The sequence below is a fragment of the Azospirillum oryzae genome, from assembly GCF_008364795.1.
In the GTDB taxonomy this organism is placed as follows: domain Bacteria; phylum Pseudomonadota; class Alphaproteobacteria; order Azospirillales; family Azospirillaceae; genus Azospirillum; species Azospirillum oryzae.
The window spans coordinates 1-14692 of record NZ_VTTM01000009.1; the positions used below are offsets into that span (position 1 = coordinate 1).

At 67.2% G+C, this 14692-nt stretch carries 16 protein-coding genes; 8 read left to right on the plus strand and 8 right to left on the minus strand.

All coding sequences use genetic code 11. From position 1 onward, the window contains the following. Nucleotides 1–14 precede the first annotated feature (14 nt). Nucleotides 15–131, plus strand: coding sequence for a DUF6867 family protein (locus FZ938_RS31485; protein ID WP_343287126.1), 117 nt, complete (start codon nucleotides 15–17; stop codon nucleotides 129–131). A 173-nt stretch (nucleotides 132–304) separates the two neighbouring features. Then, the gene (locus FZ938_RS21460) at nucleotides 305–1405 is read left to right on the plus strand and encodes a branched-chain amino acid ABC transporter substrate-binding protein (RefSeq protein ID WP_149200483.1); all 1101 of its coding nucleotides are present in this window, start codon (nucleotides 305–307) and stop codon (nucleotides 1403–1405) included. A 145-nt stretch (nucleotides 1406–1550) separates the two neighbouring features. Here FZ938_RS21460 and FZ938_RS21465 read toward each other — a convergent pair whose 3' ends face one another. Beyond that, nucleotides 1551–1832, minus strand: coding sequence for a hypothetical protein (locus FZ938_RS21465; RefSeq protein ID WP_149200484.1), 282 nt, complete (start codon nucleotides 1830–1832; stop codon nucleotides 1551–1553). A gap of 228 nt (nucleotides 1833–2060) precedes the next feature. On the opposite strand from FZ938_RS21465, the gene FZ938_RS21470 reads away from it, so the two are divergent. Continuing rightward, nucleotides 2061–2267 (plus strand): hypothetical protein, encoded by a 207-nt coding sequence (locus FZ938_RS21470; RefSeq protein ID WP_042696427.1) that lies wholly within the window; start codon nucleotides 2061–2063, stop codon nucleotides 2265–2267. Between the two features lie 22 nt (nucleotides 2268–2289). Here the strand turns inward: FZ938_RS21470 and FZ938_RS21475 are convergent, their stop codons facing one another. Then, nucleotides 2290–3372: an MBL fold metallo-hydrolase gene (locus FZ938_RS21475; protein ID WP_149200485.1), complete on the minus strand. Its 1083-nt coding sequence runs from the start codon at nucleotides 3370–3372 to the stop codon at nucleotides 2290–2292. A gap of 213 nt (nucleotides 3373–3585) precedes the next feature. On the opposite strand from FZ938_RS21475, the gene FZ938_RS21480 reads away from it, so the two are divergent. Then, nucleotides 3586–4629, plus strand: a complete 1044-nt coding sequence (locus tag FZ938_RS21480) for an OmpA family protein (RefSeq protein ID WP_149200486.1) — start codon at nucleotides 3586–3588, stop codon at nucleotides 4627–4629. 155 nt (nucleotides 4630–4784) lie between these two features. Next, the gene (locus tag FZ938_RS21485; protein ID WP_149200487.1) at nucleotides 4785–5453 is read left to right on the plus strand and encodes a response regulator transcription factor; all 669 of its coding nucleotides are present in this window, start codon (nucleotides 4785–4787) and stop codon (nucleotides 5451–5453) included. A gap of 6 nt (nucleotides 5454–5459) precedes the next feature. Here the strand turns inward: FZ938_RS21485 and FZ938_RS21490 are convergent, their stop codons facing one another. Both FZ938_RS21490 and FZ938_RS21495 read right to left on the minus strand, forming a co-directional pair. After that, nucleotides 5460–6179, minus strand: a complete 720-nt coding sequence (locus FZ938_RS21490; protein ID WP_149200488.1) for a hypothetical protein — start codon at nucleotides 6177–6179, stop codon at nucleotides 5460–5462. A 190-nt stretch (nucleotides 6180–6369) separates the two neighbouring features. After that, nucleotides 6370–7776 carry an aminotransferase-like domain-containing protein gene (locus tag FZ938_RS21495; RefSeq protein ID WP_149200489.1) on the minus strand — a complete coding sequence of 469 codons (1407 nt, stop codon included), beginning with the start codon at nucleotides 7774–7776 and terminating at the stop codon, nucleotides 6370–6372. Nucleotides 7777–7980: 204 nt separating this feature from the next. Between FZ938_RS21495 and FZ938_RS21500 the strand changes: the two genes are divergently transcribed. Then, nucleotides 7981–8676 carry a response regulator gene (locus tag FZ938_RS21500; protein ID WP_149200490.1) on the plus strand — a complete coding sequence of 232 codons (696 nt, stop codon included), beginning with the start codon at nucleotides 7981–7983 and terminating at the stop codon, nucleotides 8674–8676. A 7-nt stretch (nucleotides 8677–8683) separates the two neighbouring features. On the opposite strand, the gene FZ938_RS21505 is transcribed toward FZ938_RS21500, so the two are convergent. The 3 genes from FZ938_RS21505 to msrB all read right to left on the minus strand — a co-directional run bounded on the left by FZ938_RS21505 (nucleotide 8684) and on the right by msrB (nucleotide 10588). Continuing rightward, complete coding sequence (locus FZ938_RS21505; protein ID WP_149200491.1) at nucleotides 8684–9310, minus strand: hypothetical protein; 627 nt, start codon at nucleotides 9308–9310, stop codon at nucleotides 8684–8686. 41 nt (nucleotides 9311–9351) lie between these two features. Then, nucleotides 9352–9915 carry a hypothetical protein gene (locus FZ938_RS21510; protein WP_149200492.1) on the minus strand — a complete coding sequence of 188 codons (564 nt, stop codon included), beginning with the start codon at nucleotides 9913–9915 and terminating at the stop codon, nucleotides 9352–9354. Nucleotides 9916–10156: 241 nt separating this feature from the next. Then, nucleotides 10157–10588 carry a peptide-methionine (R)-S-oxide reductase MsrB gene (gene msrB, locus FZ938_RS21515; RefSeq protein ID WP_149200493.1) on the minus strand — a complete coding sequence of 144 codons (432 nt, stop codon included), beginning with the start codon at nucleotides 10586–10588 and terminating at the stop codon, nucleotides 10157–10159. A gap of 291 nt (nucleotides 10589–10879) precedes the next feature. Here msrB and FZ938_RS21520 point away from each other — a divergent pair, with 291 nt between their 5' ends. Then, nucleotides 10880–12073, plus strand: a complete 1194-nt coding sequence (locus FZ938_RS21520; RefSeq protein WP_149200494.1) for a pentapeptide repeat-containing protein — start codon at nucleotides 10880–10882, stop codon at nucleotides 12071–12073. Nucleotides 12074–12094: 21 nt separating this feature from the next. On the opposite strand, the gene FZ938_RS21525 is transcribed toward FZ938_RS21520, so the two are convergent. After that, a complete protein-coding gene (locus tag FZ938_RS21525) occupies nucleotides 12095–13090 on the minus strand; it encodes a BMP family lipoprotein (protein ID WP_149200495.1) in 996 nt (331 codons plus the stop codon). 310 nt (nucleotides 13091–13400) lie between these two features. On the opposite strand from FZ938_RS21525, the gene FZ938_RS21530 reads away from it, so the two are divergent. Next, nucleotides 13401–14633, plus strand: coding sequence for a Bcr/CflA family multidrug efflux MFS transporter (locus FZ938_RS21530; protein ID WP_149200496.1), 1233 nt, complete (start codon nucleotides 13401–13403; stop codon nucleotides 14631–14633). Nucleotides 14634–14692 lie beyond the last annotated feature (59 nt).

Genomic DNA, 14692 nt, shown 5'->3' on the forward strand with positions numbered 1-14692 from the left:
TCGGCCTCATCACGCTGACGGCGCATCGCATCGCCATCGCAAGGCGCATGGTCAACCAGTATCCGTGGCTCTATGAGCGCGCCGGACCCTTCGGCTGGCGCGACCGGACTGGCATCGGTGCCGGAGAATAAGACAACAGAAATAGACCGTACGGCTGATTGGTGCCCGCGAAACTGTCGCACCGTGCGCCACTTGGGGTATGGTATTCTGGAAACCGCCGGAGGGGACCCGGCGGCAAGGCCCGCAAGGGCCGGGGGTATGTTGCAACAGGGACCACTTCATAGAACAGGGAGCAAGCACACCCATGAAATTCAAGCTGTCCCTTCTCGCCGCGATCGCGGCGACCGCGCTCTCCGCCACGGCCGCCAAGGCCGACATCGCGGTGGCCACCGCCGGCCCGATCACCGGCCAATACGCCACCTTCGGCGAGCAGATGAAGAAGGGCATGGAGCAGGCCGTCGCGGACATCAATGCCGCCGGCGGTGTCCTGGGCCAGAAGCTGAAGCTGGAGGTCGGTGACGACGCCTGCGATCCGAAGCAGGCCGTCGCCGTCGCCAACCAGCTGGCCAAGGCCGGTGTGAAGTTCGTGGCCGGCCACTTCTGCTCGGGCTCGTCGATCCCGGCCAGCCAGGTCTATGCCGAGGAAGGCATGCTGCAGATCTCCCCGGCTTCGACCAACCCGAAGCTGACCGAGCAGGGCCTGAAGAACGTCTTCCGCGTCTGCGGCCGTGACGACCAGCAGGGCCTGATCGCCGGCAAGTATCTGCTGGACAAGTTCAAGGGCAAGAACGTCGCCATCCTGCACGACAAGTCGGCCTACGGTAAGGGTCTGGCCGACGAGACGCAGAAGGCGCTGAACGCCGGCGGCCAGAAGGAAGCCATCTACGAAGCCTATACGGCCGGTGAGAAGGACTATTCCGCTCTGGTGTCGAAGCTGAAGCAGGCGAATGTCGACGCCGTCTACATCGGTGGTTACCACACCGAGGCCGGCCTGATCGCCCGCCAGATGAAGGACCAGGGCCTGAAGGCCACCATCGTGTCGGGTGACGCGCTGGTGACCAACGAATACTGGGCCATCACCGGCGACGCCGGCGAGGACACCATGATGACCTTCGGTCCGGATCCGCGCGAGAAGCCGACCGCCAAGGCCGTCGTGGAGACGTTCCGCAAGGCCGGTTACGAGCCGGAAGGCTACACCCTGTACACCTATGCCGCTCTCCAGATCTGGGCGGACGCGGTGAAGCAGGCGAAGTCGACCGATGCGGCCAAGGTCGCCGAAGTCATGCGCAAGGGCAACTACGACACCGTCATCGGCAAGATCGGCTTCGATGCCAAGGGCGACGTCACCAGCCCGGCCTATGTCTGGTACAAGTGGCACAACGGCCAGTACGCCGAAGTGAAGTAAGCGAAACGCATCAGCGTTCCGTGGAAAGGGGTCGGCACTTCGTGCCGGCCCTTTTTCTTTGGAAATCGACGGGAGGTTTTGCTGCCCGACCGACAATGCCGCGGCGGCACCGCGGCCTTGCCCGGAAACGGGTCAGGGAAACGGGTCAGGGAATAGGTCGGGGAACATGCGCGACGTGGTGCTGGGCCACGGCCGGTTGCGCCGCGGCAATAGCCGGGGAGGAGAGCCCGGTCGCCACACGCCCGCCCGACTGCTCGCTGAGCAGCCGCTCGGAGGTGCGCATCACCTCCCGCCAAAAGGCGGCGGCACGGGTGTGATTGGCGGCCGTGAGTTCGACAAGACGAACGCGGCTCATTCGAATCGCGGTCTCGCCCAGTTCATCAACCAGGCGGGTCGCGAAGACAAGCACGTCGAGATCGGTGTTCATGACGCATATGAACCCACAGCCGCAGACTTTGTTCCACCTTGAAACCGCACTGCGGCAAAGGGTCATCGGGGGTGCCACCGTCGTGCGGCACTGCGACAGCGCATATGCAGCATCGGCAAAGGGTCACCGAACGGACACTCGCCACGGCAGGGGGGTTTTGTGCTTCAATGGCGCCCTTCGCGGCGACCGTGACGGCCGCCGGTATGGGACGGGTTTTGGAGAACGAAGATGCGCAGGAAGCGCGAGGTGGTTGAGGGACAGATTTATCGCAAGCTGTCCCCCAGCGGTGGCTATTGGGAAGTGATCGCCATCCGCAAGGACGGCATGGGCACCCAGCATGCCCAGATGAAACGCACCGACGACCCGAAGACGCTGAAGACCCTGTCGGTGGCGACCCTGCTCGATCCCCACGAGTTCGAGATCGTAACCGAGTGATCGCCGTACCAAGTGATCGCCGTCAGGCCGGACCCGTGACATCCGGCCGGCGGTAAAGGTCGGCGGCCGGCATTCCGTCATGCCGTCCGGCCAGCCGCTCCAGCCGCCCCTTGCCGATCAGGTGGTTGAGGTGCGCCACCGCCTCGCCCACGGCGAAGAGCATCTGCTGCGGGTCGAGCGGACGCGGGAACAGCGCCCGCGTCACCGCGGCCGCGGTCTGCGGTTCCGCACATAGCGTTTCGATCTCGGCCAGACGCTCCGCATGGTGCCGGGCCAGATCCCCGGCGCGCCGGTGCAGGCCGTGGAAAGGGCGCCCATGCGAGGGCAGGACCAGTGTGTCCGCCGGCAGGGCGCTCCACCCTTCCAGGCTGGCGAGATAGTCGGCGAGCGGATCGGCGTCCGGCTCCGATGGCCAGACGCTGATGTTCGGACTGATCCGCGGCAGGATCTGGTCGCCGGAAATCAACAGGTCCGGACCGGCCGCGTCGGCCGGACGGTGCAGGCTGACCGGCTCCGCCGTGTGGCCGCTGCCGCCGATCACCGTCCAATCGCGGTCGCCCACCCGCAGCCGGTCGCCGGCCCGCAGGCGGGTCAGCGTCGCCGGCACCGCCGGCACCCCGCGGCTGTAGGCCCCCTTGCGGGCGAGCAGGGATGCCAGCACCTCCTCATCGAGCCCGCAGCGGCGGTAGAAACGCTCGACCACTGCGTCGGCGGCGGCATCGTTGCCTGCGGACAGGGTGCGGGCGAACAGCCACTCGGTCAACGAGGTGGCGAAGCCGGCGCCGGTCCGCTCCACCAGCCAGGCGGCGGCGCCGATGTGGTCGGGATGGAAATGCGTCGCCACCACCCGCTCGACCGGACGCCCGCCCAGCGCATCGCGCAGCAGGCCCTTCCACACCGCGCGGCTGCGCGGATCGCCCAGACCGCAGTCGACCAGCGTCCAGCCGGCCGCCCCGCCGTCGAGCGCCCAGACATTGATGTGGTCGAGCTGGAAGGGCAGGGACAGCCGGATCCACAGCACGCCCGACACCACCTCCTGCCATCCGCCGGGATCGGGGGTGGCGCAGAGGGGGTAATCGACCGATCCGTCCGGGGTAGATGTCATTGCGCTGCCTGTCCAAGCCATTGTTATCAAAAGAGAAAATGCCCCTATTTCCGCTGAGGCAAATCTGCAACAGCAAAGATGGGCTTGCTGGGCCGGGATTGGAAGGCGGGCCGACCGATTCCATTGTCGGAGCCGGAGCCCGTTCTGTCACGCACTTCGCCGCAGGCCGGGACGTCCCGATCCGCCAACGCCGTCAACGATGGGAACAAGAACATGACGATGCGTGGGATTTTGCTGGGCACGGCACTGACCGTCGCCATTCCTTCACTGGCCGTCCCGACCGCTGCCTTTGCCGGTACGGAAGGCTTTTATGTCGGCGCGGGGGCCGGCGTGAACTGGACCGAGGATGCCGACCTTGGCAGCTATCCGGCTCCTGGCCTGGGCCTGAAGGAGGAATTCAAGATCGGCGGCATCGGCGACCTGTCGGTCGGCTACGCCACCGCGATGGGCCTGCGCGCCGAGCTGGAGGCCGCCTGGCGGTGGCGCAACAGCATCGACAGCACCAGCAGCGCCACCCCCGGCCTGAACGGTCTGGGCGGCAGGATGAGTTCGGTCGCCTTCATGGGCAACCTGCTGTACGACATCGACATCGGTCTGCCGATCACCCCCTATATCGGCGCCGGTGCCGGTATCGCCGGCGTGAAGCAGTCGCTGAACGGCGCCAGCGACCGCGATTGGGTCTTCGCCTATCAGGGCATCGTCGGCGCGTCCTATGCGATCAACGACAATGTGGCGCTGACGCTGGACTACCGTTACTTCGCCACCGTCGATCCGGAGTTCGAGCTGGGTCCGGTGACCTCCAAGGGCGAGTACCACAACCACACCATCCTGGCCGGCCTGCGTTACACCTTCGGCGGTCCGTCGCGGGCGACGCCGGTCGCCGCCCCGGCCCCGGCCGCGCCGCCGATGGCGGCCCAGCCGCAGAGCGAGTATCAGGTGTTCTTCGATTGGGACAAGTCGGCGATCACGCCGAATTCCGACAAGATCATCGCCGATGCGGCAGAGGGAGCCAGCCGTGCCCGCGCCGTCCGCATCCAGGTGATCGGCCACACCGACACCTCGGGTTCGCCGTCCTACAACCAGAAGCTCTCGATGCGCCGGGCCGAGGCGGTGCGTCAGTCGCTGATCAGGCACGGCACGCCGGCCAACATCATCACGATCGAAGGTGTCGGCGAAAACCAGCTGATGGTCCCCACCGGTCCGAACGTGCGCGAGCCGTCGAACCGCCGGGCCCAGATCATGATCAAGATCTCCTGACCGGTGACTGGGGGAGGGGCTGGCGCCTCTCCCCCGGCGAGCGGCCGTGATCCTTGCGGGATTGCTGCCGCCGGACGTGCGAAGGAGGTAGCGCGGACCGTTGCGTCAGCGTATGACGGTGCGGTACTCCAGGCATCTTCGGTCCGAGACGTTACATGCAGGTTCTGATCGCCGACGATCATTCCATCGTCCGCAGCGGCTTGACCCATCTGGTGGGTGAACTGGACGAGCAGGCCACCGTGGTGGCCGCCACCAGCTTCAGCCAGTTGAACGCCATCCTCGACACGTCGATGCAGGACGGGGGGAGCGCGTTCGACCTGATCGTCATGGATTTGCGCATGCCGGGCTTGGGCGGGCTCGACGATGTCGAGGCGCTGGTCAAGCGGGTGGCGCCGGTGCCGGTCGCCATCTTCTCGATGATCGAGTCGCCGGACGAGATGCGCGCCGTGCTGTCGCGGGGCGTCCGAGCCTTCATTCCGAAATCGACCGACGACGTGCTGGTGGTGAACATCCTGCGGCTGGTGATGGCCGGCGGATCCTATGTGCCGCCGGTGCTGGGCATGCCGGGGGCGGCGGTTCCGGCTGCCGCGGCGACCGCGCGCGGCGCGGCACCCAGCATCTTCGACGGGCTGACCCGCCGGCAGTTGGAGGTGCTGGACCTGCTGGCCCAGGGACTGTCCAACCAGGAGATCGGCGAACGGCTGGGGCTGAACCTGTCCACCGTGAAGACCCACGTCACCGGCGTCCTGAAGGCGCTGGGCGTCGGCAGCCGCACCCAGGCGGTGCTGCTGGTCAAGGAATCGGGGCGCGACCGGCTGGTCTGACCCGCGCTACAGGATGGCGTTCAGCAGCGATCCGCGGCCGCCATAGCTGGAGCCGGAGCCGCCGAGCAGCATCGAAGCGGGGTTGGGCGAGGCGCTGCCGGCGCCGAGGATCGAGGCCAGGCCCTGCAGCTTGGTGTTGCCGCCGAAGGGGTTCTCGCCCTTGGCCGGCTGCTTGGCGATGGTGTCGTAATCTTTGCTGTAATTGCCCATGCGCAGCTGGACGCCATAGCTCTTTGCGTCCTTGACCGGCACGTCCTTGTCGCGGGCGATGCGCAGCGTGTAGTCGCCCTTGTCGAGGGTTAGCTGTCCCGATTTCAGCTTCTGGAAGGCGTCATAGCCGGCACCTGCATCCTTGTTGCTGTCGGCGATGACCTTGCCGCCGCGGTCCATCAACTGCAGCCGGACCCCGGCATCGCCCACCGTGCCGAGCGTCGCGGCGCCGGAGGTGGTCACGTTGAACTTGTAGAAATCGGCGGGATCATTTGAGGTCAGCGAGCTGAAGACGTTCAGGCGGCTGCTGTCTTTGACCAGCGTTCCGATGTTCGTCGCGAAGGGAGCGGCGTTCATCGCCGACTTGTTGACGGTCTGCTCGTATTCCTGGACCTTGCCGGTCGCGCCGCCATTGCCCGCCGCCTGCTGCTGCACGCGCTTGACAGCGGCGTCGATCGACTGCTGCAGGCTCTGGGCCATGCCGCCGATATCGGCGTAACTGGACAGGCTGACCATGGTGCGCTCCCTCTTCCCGCATTCCCGGAAAGGAATGATGGACGAAGGGGTTGCAGGATGCGGGCCAGAGCCAAGTGCTTGATAAAGAATGAAGTTGGGCTGCGACCGCCATGACGGGCGGCAATTCCGGTCCCGTGGGGCGGCAGGATTTTCCCATCGGGGCGGCAGGGTCGGCCGCCCCGGCTCCCCTCTACACGATGGACAGCATCGCCGCTGCCGGCGCGTCGATGGCATCGGCCAGCGCGCGCAGGCCGCGGGCGGCCTCGTCGCGGCTGCGCGGCATGCACAGGCCGACGCGAACCGCATGGGGGGCACTGGCGCGGCCGACGGCGAAGGAATCGGCGCCGGTGACGATCACCCCGCGGCGGCGGGCCTCGCCGATGAAGTCCTCGCGCCGCCAGGGTTCGGGCAGGACCAGCCACAGATGCTGGGCCGCCGGATGGCCGTAGACCGTCTCGGCCGGCAGGATGGAGCGGGCGAGCCGCTGGCGGGCCAGGTCCTCCTCCCGCTGGGTCGCGACGATGCGGTCGGCGGTGCCGTCCTGGATCCAGCGCGCCGCGACCTCCGCCGGCAGGGCGGGGGCGGAATATTGCAGGGCGCGGATGGCGGTCTCGACGCGGGAGCGCAGTTCCGGCGGCGCGACGACGAAGCCCAGCCGCAGCCCGGCGGCGAGGCTTTTCGACACGCTGGACACATAGAGGGTGATGTCGGGCGCCATGGTCTGCATCGGCACGGCATCCGGCACCATGAAGCCGAACACGTCGTCCTCGATCACGATCACGCCATAGCGGCGGGCGATCTCCACGATCTCGCGGCGGCGGGCGGCGGGCATGACGACCGCCGTCGGATTCTGCAGGGTCGGCACCAGATAGACCGCCTTCGGCCCCAGCCGGCGGCAGGCGCTGTCGAAGGCGTCGGGCACCAGCCCGTGTTCGTCGATGGCCACACCTTCCAGGTGATAGCCCTGGGTGGCGGCCAGCGCCTTGGTGCCGATGTTGGTCAGCCGTTCCGCCAGGATGACGTCGCCGGGGCGGGCGACGGCGGCCAGCGCCACGGCCAGCGCGTTCTGCGCACCGGTGGTCAGCAGCACCGAGTCGGCGGTCGCCTTCACCCGGTGCTGGCGTTCCAGCCAGGACGCGGCGGCGGCGCGGTGGTCGGGCAGTCCGGCATGGGGGCCATAGCCGATCAGCGACGCGGCATGGCCGGAGGCGGCGATGGCCATCAGCGTCTGACCGAATGTCTGCACCGCGACCGCATGTTCGGGATGGACCGTCGTCATGTTGACGATGGCCGGGCCGGCCGAAGTCTCGCCGGCCGGCGGCCAGCCGAGCGGCAGGGGGGTGGCCGGCGCCCGCTGGCCCTGGACGAAGGTGCCGCGCCCGACCTCGCCGCCGATCAATCCGCGCTTTTCCGCCTCGGTATAGGCGCGCGTCACCGTGCCGACCGTCACGCCCAGGCGGAAGGCGAGGTCGCGGTGGGTCGGCAGCCGGGAGCCGACCGGCAGCACGCCGTCGGAGATGTCGTCGGCCAGCGCATCGGCGATGACGCGATAGAGCGGGCCGGGACGGCCCTCCAGGTTAGGGGTCCAATTTGTCATGGGGACAAATGTGGCATTGTCCCGACCGACTGGCAAGGTCCGCGCGATTGTCCCCGTCGGCAAGGCAGGAAGCAACCGAACAATCCGGAAACGCCTTGCGTAAGTCCGTTACGCTCCATCTTGTATCACGTTTGAGGAACCGATAGCTTCGGTATGGGGCGTGGCAGACAATCCGCCACCCATCGCAGTGCGGCACGGGGGACAATGCACACCATCGCGGTGGTCGACGACGATCCCATCACCCGCGAGACCCTGAAGGCCTACCTGGAAGGGGAGGGCTATCGGGTGATGCTGGCGCGGGACGGCGACCAGCTGTCGGCGCTGCTGGCGCGCGGAAGGGTCGACCTGCTGCTGCTGGACATCCGTCTGCCCGGCAAGGACGGTCTGGCGGTGACGCGGGAACTGCGGGCGACCTCCAACATCGGCATCATCCTGATCACCGGACGCTCCGACCGGCTGGACCGGTTGATCGGACTGGAACTGGGCGCCGACGACTACATCACCAAGCCGTTCGAGCCGCGCGAGATCCTCGCCCGCACCCGCAGTCTGCTGCGCCGCATCGTCCGGCCGACGCGACCGGCGGGCGGGCGGGTGAAGCGGTTCGACGGGTGGGAACTGCATCTGGACAAACGCCGCCTGCGCGATCCCCATGGCGAGGATGCGCGCCTGACCTCCGCCGAATTCGAACTGCTCGCCGCCTTCGTCGAGAATCCGGGGCGGGTGCTGAGCCGGGACGATCTGCTCGACCTCACCCTGCGCGGCGATTCGGTGCCCTACGACCGCTCCATCGACCGGCTCGTCCGCCGCCTGCGCCGGGTGGTGGAGCCCGATCCGGCCGATCCCAGCCGCATCGTCACCGTGCACGGCATGGGATACATGTTCCAGGCGGCGGTGGATTAGGCGGCGGTCAGGATTGCGCGGATGTGGCCCGGCGCTGCGGGCGCGCGACCGCGCCGTCCTCCTCCGGCTTTCCGGGCTTGCGGAAGGTGCTGAGTTCGGAGATGCGGTTGACGGTCAGGCCGTTCAGGCGGCAGCCGGCGACCTCGACGATTTCGAAACCGGCCTTGCGGGGGTAGCGGGCGGCGACCCGTTCGCGCGCCTCGCGGTCGCCGTCGGCGATCAGCAGGTAACGGCGGATCCCCGTCCAGCCGCGATAGCCGCGCTGGTCCGACAGGCTGACGCCGGTGGGGTGGCAGCGGACCGCGACCTCCCAGAAGCGGCCGGGGCGCGGCTCGTTGCGGTCGAAGACGAAATAACGCTGCATCGCCGACGATTTTTTCTGGTCAAGCTCCAGGATGGCGGCCTGCATGTCGATCTCCGCCTTCTGCACGCGCTTTTCCATCTCCGCATGGTGATGCGCCAGCTGGGCGTAGTCGGAAGCGACGTCGGCGACCTCCTTGGTCACGTCGTCCACCTTCTCCTTCAGCTTCGACATGGCGATCCGCGTCACCACCAGCTGGCGGCGCCAGTAGCGGTTGGACAGGACGGTCAGCACCATCAGGCCCAGCGCGAAATACAGCATCATGCCGGTCATGCGGCCGTCCTCTTCATGCTGCCCTCCTCATGCCGCGCCCCTCATGCCGCCGAAGCCTCCGCCTCGGGGTCGGGGGCGAGCGCCAGCGGAACCACCGGCGAGCAGATCACGCCGTTGCGCTGGGAAAAGCTGGTCCGGACCGTCCCGTGGGCCTGTTCTGCGGACGGGGCGGTGATGTGGGCGACGTTGCGGTATTCCCAGATCTGGCGGGAGAAGACGATGTCCTTGCGGTCCAGCTCGTTGAAATTGGGTCCCGCGGCCAGCTGCGACCAGTAGACGTCGCCGTCACCGTCCTGGTCGCCAAGTTCATGGACAAGCTCGATCTTCGAATATTCCAGCGCCCGCAATTCCGTCAGCGCCTTCTGGCGCCGGCCGTTGAATTCGGTCAGGCGGGCCTGCAGCATGGTCAGGTCGACGCGCTTGCGTTCCGTCTTCTGGCGCCATTCGGCGAGCGCGGCGCGCTTCTTGTCGTACTGGCGCTGGTTCATCGCCTCGCGCGTTTTCTCCGCGCTGACGCGGCCGACATCGACGACGATGGACAGTCCGAGCGCGGCGGCGCTGGCGATCAGAAGCAGCATCCCCAGGAATTCGGCCGAAATGACCATTCACCCTCCGCCAGCCGCACCGAATGCCTGCGCCGGTGTACCGACGCATCGTGCCACGGTGGGCGGAGGGCCGCGATGCCCTCGCGACAACGCGCCGCACGGGGCGGATCATACCATCGCGCTCCATGCCCAGCTTGTCATTTTTAGCCGAAATAAGGGTAAACCCACCTTTTTTGGGAGGGATTATGACCGGATGCCGAACAGGCGGGGTAAGCCCGGCACCCGGTCATAGTCCTGCCGGTCAGTCGGGTTTTTCCGCCGGCTCGAAGCTCATCGCGACGCCGTTCATGCAATAACGCTTGCCGGTCGGCTGTGGTCCGTCGTCGAAGACATGGCCCAGATGGCCCTTGCAGGCGGCGCAATGAACCTCGGTGCGCGGATAAGCCAGCTTGTGGTCGGTGGAGGTCTCGATCGCGCCGGGCAGCGGCTTCCAGAAGCTGGGCCAGCCCGACCCGCTCTCATACTTCGTGTCGCTGGCATAGAGCGGCTGGCCGCAGCCGGCGCAGCGGTAGACGCCGTGGCGCTTCTCGTCGTTCAGCGGGCTGGTTCCGGGATATTCCGTCGCGTGTTCGCGCAGCACCTTGTACTGGTTGGGCGACAGGTCTCGCTTCCACTCCTGTTCGCTTCTGGCCTGCTCGCTTTTTGCCGATTGCGTCTTATCCGATTCGGGCATGCCGCCGGTCTCCCATGCTGATGGTCGGTGTCCTGAGCCATCTATATTGGTCCGCGATCCCGCCTGCCCAAGCCGGGCAGGGCGGTGATCACGCGGCCATCACGCGGACGTGACCGGAGGGGCGGCCTATATCGGACCGGAATTGCGTCTGCGACAAAAGAATCTTGCCGATCGGGCGAAGGTTCGATGGCTGGCATCTTCCGAAATTGAATCGGTTTCGGTAACATCCTGGACGCGAACAGTCCGGGACAGCGTGTCCGGGACGGCAATGCCGGGGCAACGACGCGCCGCATGATGGATGAACGCTATCTCCGGGCGGTTCGCGATGCGCTGGTGCGGCACCAGCAATGGCTGCTGCGCGACCCGGCAGGGAAGGGGCGTCGCGCCAATCTCAGCTTCTATGAACTGGGCGGACTGGGGCTGAACCGCGTCAACCTGTCGGGCGCCAAGCTGACCGGGGCCAACCTTGCAAGGGCGCGTCTGGTCGGCACGTTGCTGTCCAAGGCGGATCTCTATGGCGCCGACCTGTCGAAGGCCGACCTGACCGGCGCGCAGCTGCAGGGTGCCGACCTGCGCGGGGCCAGGGTGGACGGCGCCAGGCTGCAGAACGCCAATCTGCAGGGTGCGGACCTGCGCCGCGGCATGGTGCTGGATGCCGGCGAATTCCGGGCGGCCGGCAACAGCGACGGCACCACCACCTTCGTCGGCTGCAGCCTGTCCAAGGCGATCCTGACCGATTGCCGGATGGCCCAGTGCGATTTCAGCGGCAGCGACCTGTCCGGCGTCGATTTCAGCGGCAGCGACCTCAGCGGCGCCATCCTGATCGGGGCGGACCTGACCGGCGCCACCATGCGCAAGACGACGCTGGACGGCGTGCTGATGTGCGGCGCCCGGCTGAACGACGAACTGCGCACGGCGCTGGAGCGGCACGGCGTCGACGTGGACGGCACCGGCCTGACCACCACCGCGGCCCGGATGAGTGAACTGATCGCCGAGCACCAGATCTGGGTCGACAAGCTGGGAAAGGGGGGCGACCGCATCCAGTTGCAGCGGATCGACCTGCGCGGCTACAACTTTGCCAACCAGCTGCTGTGCGGGGCGGTGATGCGCTTCTGCGGTCTGCGCGGGGCGGATTTCTCCGGCGCAAAGCTGATGATGGCGGACCTGTCCTACAGCGATCTGCGCGATGCCGACTTCACCAGCGCGGATCTGTCGGGCTGCAACCTGGAGGGCGCCAATCTGGCCGGGGCCAAGCTGTGGCGGGCCAAGTTCCGCAAGGTCGATCTCAGCGGCGACGGCAGCCGGCTGTGGCCGACCAGCTTCGCCAAGGCCCGTTTGAACGGCGCCGACCTGCGCGATGCCAGCCTTGCCGGCGTGGTGCTGCGCGGCACCGACCTGACGGCGATCAAGACCAGCTTCGCCACGCTGAAGGGCGCCGACCTGTCCGCCGCCCGCGGCTGGCAGCCTTTCGAGGCGCCGGCGTAGGGGCGCCAGCGTAAAAGCGGTTCAGCTTCCGTCTGCGACGGGGATGCGTCCGGCGACGATGGCACGGCGGGCGGCTTCCGCCGCCTCCACCATCGCCGGGGTGATGAGGTCGCGGTTGTTTTCGTCCACCGCATAATCGACCGCACCCTCCGCAAGCCCCAGCGCCACCGTACCGGCGTTCCAAGTGCCCTGGCGTGCTGCCTCCAGGCTGGAGTGCACCGCCAGATCGACCCGCTTCAGCATCGAGGTCAGGATGGTGCCGGGATAGAGGTAGTTCTGGTTGCTATCGACGCCGATGGCCAGCCGCTTGCCTTCGCTCGCCGCGGCGAAGATGCCGAAGTTCGAAACCCCGGCGCCGGCGAACACCACGTCGGCCCCGCGCTGGAACTGGCTGCGCGCCACCTCCGCCCCGCTGGCGGGATCGTTGAAGGCGGCCGGCGTGGTGCCGACGAAATTCACCAGCACCCTGACGTCGCCGCGGGCATGTCGGGCGCCCTGTTCGAAGCCGGCGATGAATTTGCGGATCAGGGGGATGTCGAGCGCGCCGATGAAGCCGACGGTCCCGCTTTTCGACGCCAGCGCCGCCAGCACGCCGACCAGGAAGGATCCCTCCTGCTCCTTGAAGATGACGCTGCGGATGTTCGGCCCTTCCGCCACCGCATCGATCAGCGTGAAGCGCACCGCCGGGTGCATCGGGGCCAGCCGGGCCAGCGGCGTCGCGTAATAGAAGCCGATGGCGACCAGATCGGTCACTCCGCGCCGCAGCAGCGATGCCGCGGCCTGGTCGAATTGGGCGGGGGTGGAGGGCAGATATTCGAGGACGGGAATGCCGGTGGCCGACCTGAACCGCTCCGCCCCGGCGAATGCCCCCTCGTTGAAGCTCTTGTCGAATTTCTGCCCCGCCGCATAGACCAGTCCGGGCTGGATCGCCGCCGCATGGGCGGCTTGCGGAAGCAGCGCCAGAGCGGTTCCGGCGGCACCGAGGGAGAGGATCGACCGGCGGGTGGGGTGCGGCATGGCGCGGCCTCTGGCAGGGTGGAAGCCCTTCATCCGGATTCAATTTTAGGCATGGATTTGCGGTCGGAACCAGAATTTTATTGCGCCGCAGCCAATCATGGCATGAAGGCGTCCGGCCAAGCCGGAAACAACCGGTCAATGCAAGGACAAGGCGCGGCCAAGGCGCGGATTGTCGCGGCGGCATTCCATCGCAGGTTACTCAAGGCAGCCATGCCGAGACGGGACTTTGCGTCGGACAGGGGACGGCGCAGCTTAAAAGCTGCGGACTCCGTCCGGCCGATTTCCCTCCCTGTCGCATTTGGATTTGCCGATGTTCGCGCGCCTTGCCGCCGTTCGTTCCCGTTCGCCTGCCGAAAGCCCGTTCTTCATTGCAGCGCTGGGCGTGCTGATGTCGTTCGGGCCGATGGGCACCGACATGTATCTGCCCGGCATGCCGGCGATCGGCCGCGAGCTGCATGCGGCGCAGGATCAGGTGCAATGGACCCTGTCGGCCTTCTTCCTGGGCTTCGGCGTCGGGCAATTGCTGTGGGGGGCGCTGAGCGACCGGTTCGGCCGGCGTATTCCGGTGGCGACCGGCATCCTGCTCTATGCCGTCGGCTGTGTCGGCTGTTCGCTGACCGTCGACGTCGGCCATCTGGCGGCCTGGCGCTTCGTGCAGGCGGTGGGGGCCTGTGCGGGGCCGGTGCTGGTTCGGGCCATGATCCGCGACGTGTTCGAGCGCGACCGTGCGGCCAGCGTCCTGTCGATGATGATGCTGGTGATGGGCGCCGCCCCGATCATCGCGCCGCTGATCGGCGGCCAGATCCTGATCTGGGCCAACTGGCGCTGGATCTTCGGCGCCCAGGCGGCCTTCGGCGTAGTCGCGATGCTGGCGCTTGCCAGCCTGCCGGAAACCCATCCGGAGTCGCGCCGCACCAGCCTGCGCCCGATGGTGCTGGCCGAGTCCTACCGCAAGCTGCTGACCGACCGCCGGTTTCTGGGCTATGCGATCGGTTCGTCCTTCATCTATGCGGGGATGTTCGCCTTCATCTCCGGCTCGCCCTTCGTCTATATCGAGCTGTTCGGCGTCCGGCCGGAGAATTACGGATTCCTGTTCGGGCTGAACATCGTCGGCATGATCATCGTCAACACGTTGAACAGCCGCGCGGTCATGCGCTTCGGATCCGACATGATGCTGCGGATCGGCGTCTGGCTGTCGGCTGCCAGCGGCATCCTGCTGGTCGCCTGCGTGATGGGCGGCTGGGGCGGATTGTGGGGGCTGGTCGGCTGCCTGTTCCTGTTCATGTCGTTGACCGGCTTCTGCTTCGCCAATTCCATGGCGGGCGCGCTGCAGTCCTTTCCGCAGATGGCAGGCACCGCATCGGCGCTCGCCGGCATGCTGCAGTTCAGCAGCGGCGCGGTTTCGGGCTGGGCGGTCGGGCTGATGGCCGACGGCACCGCCCTGCCGATGGCGGGGGTGATCGGGGGAGGTGCCCTGGTCGGTCTGGCGTTGAACCTGTGGCTGATCCGCCCGTTCCGGCGCCGGCTGTCGGCTGGCGCATAAAGACAAGTGCGGTTTGTTGATTGTGACGAGTGTCCGGCCGGACTTGACGTGAATTGTAT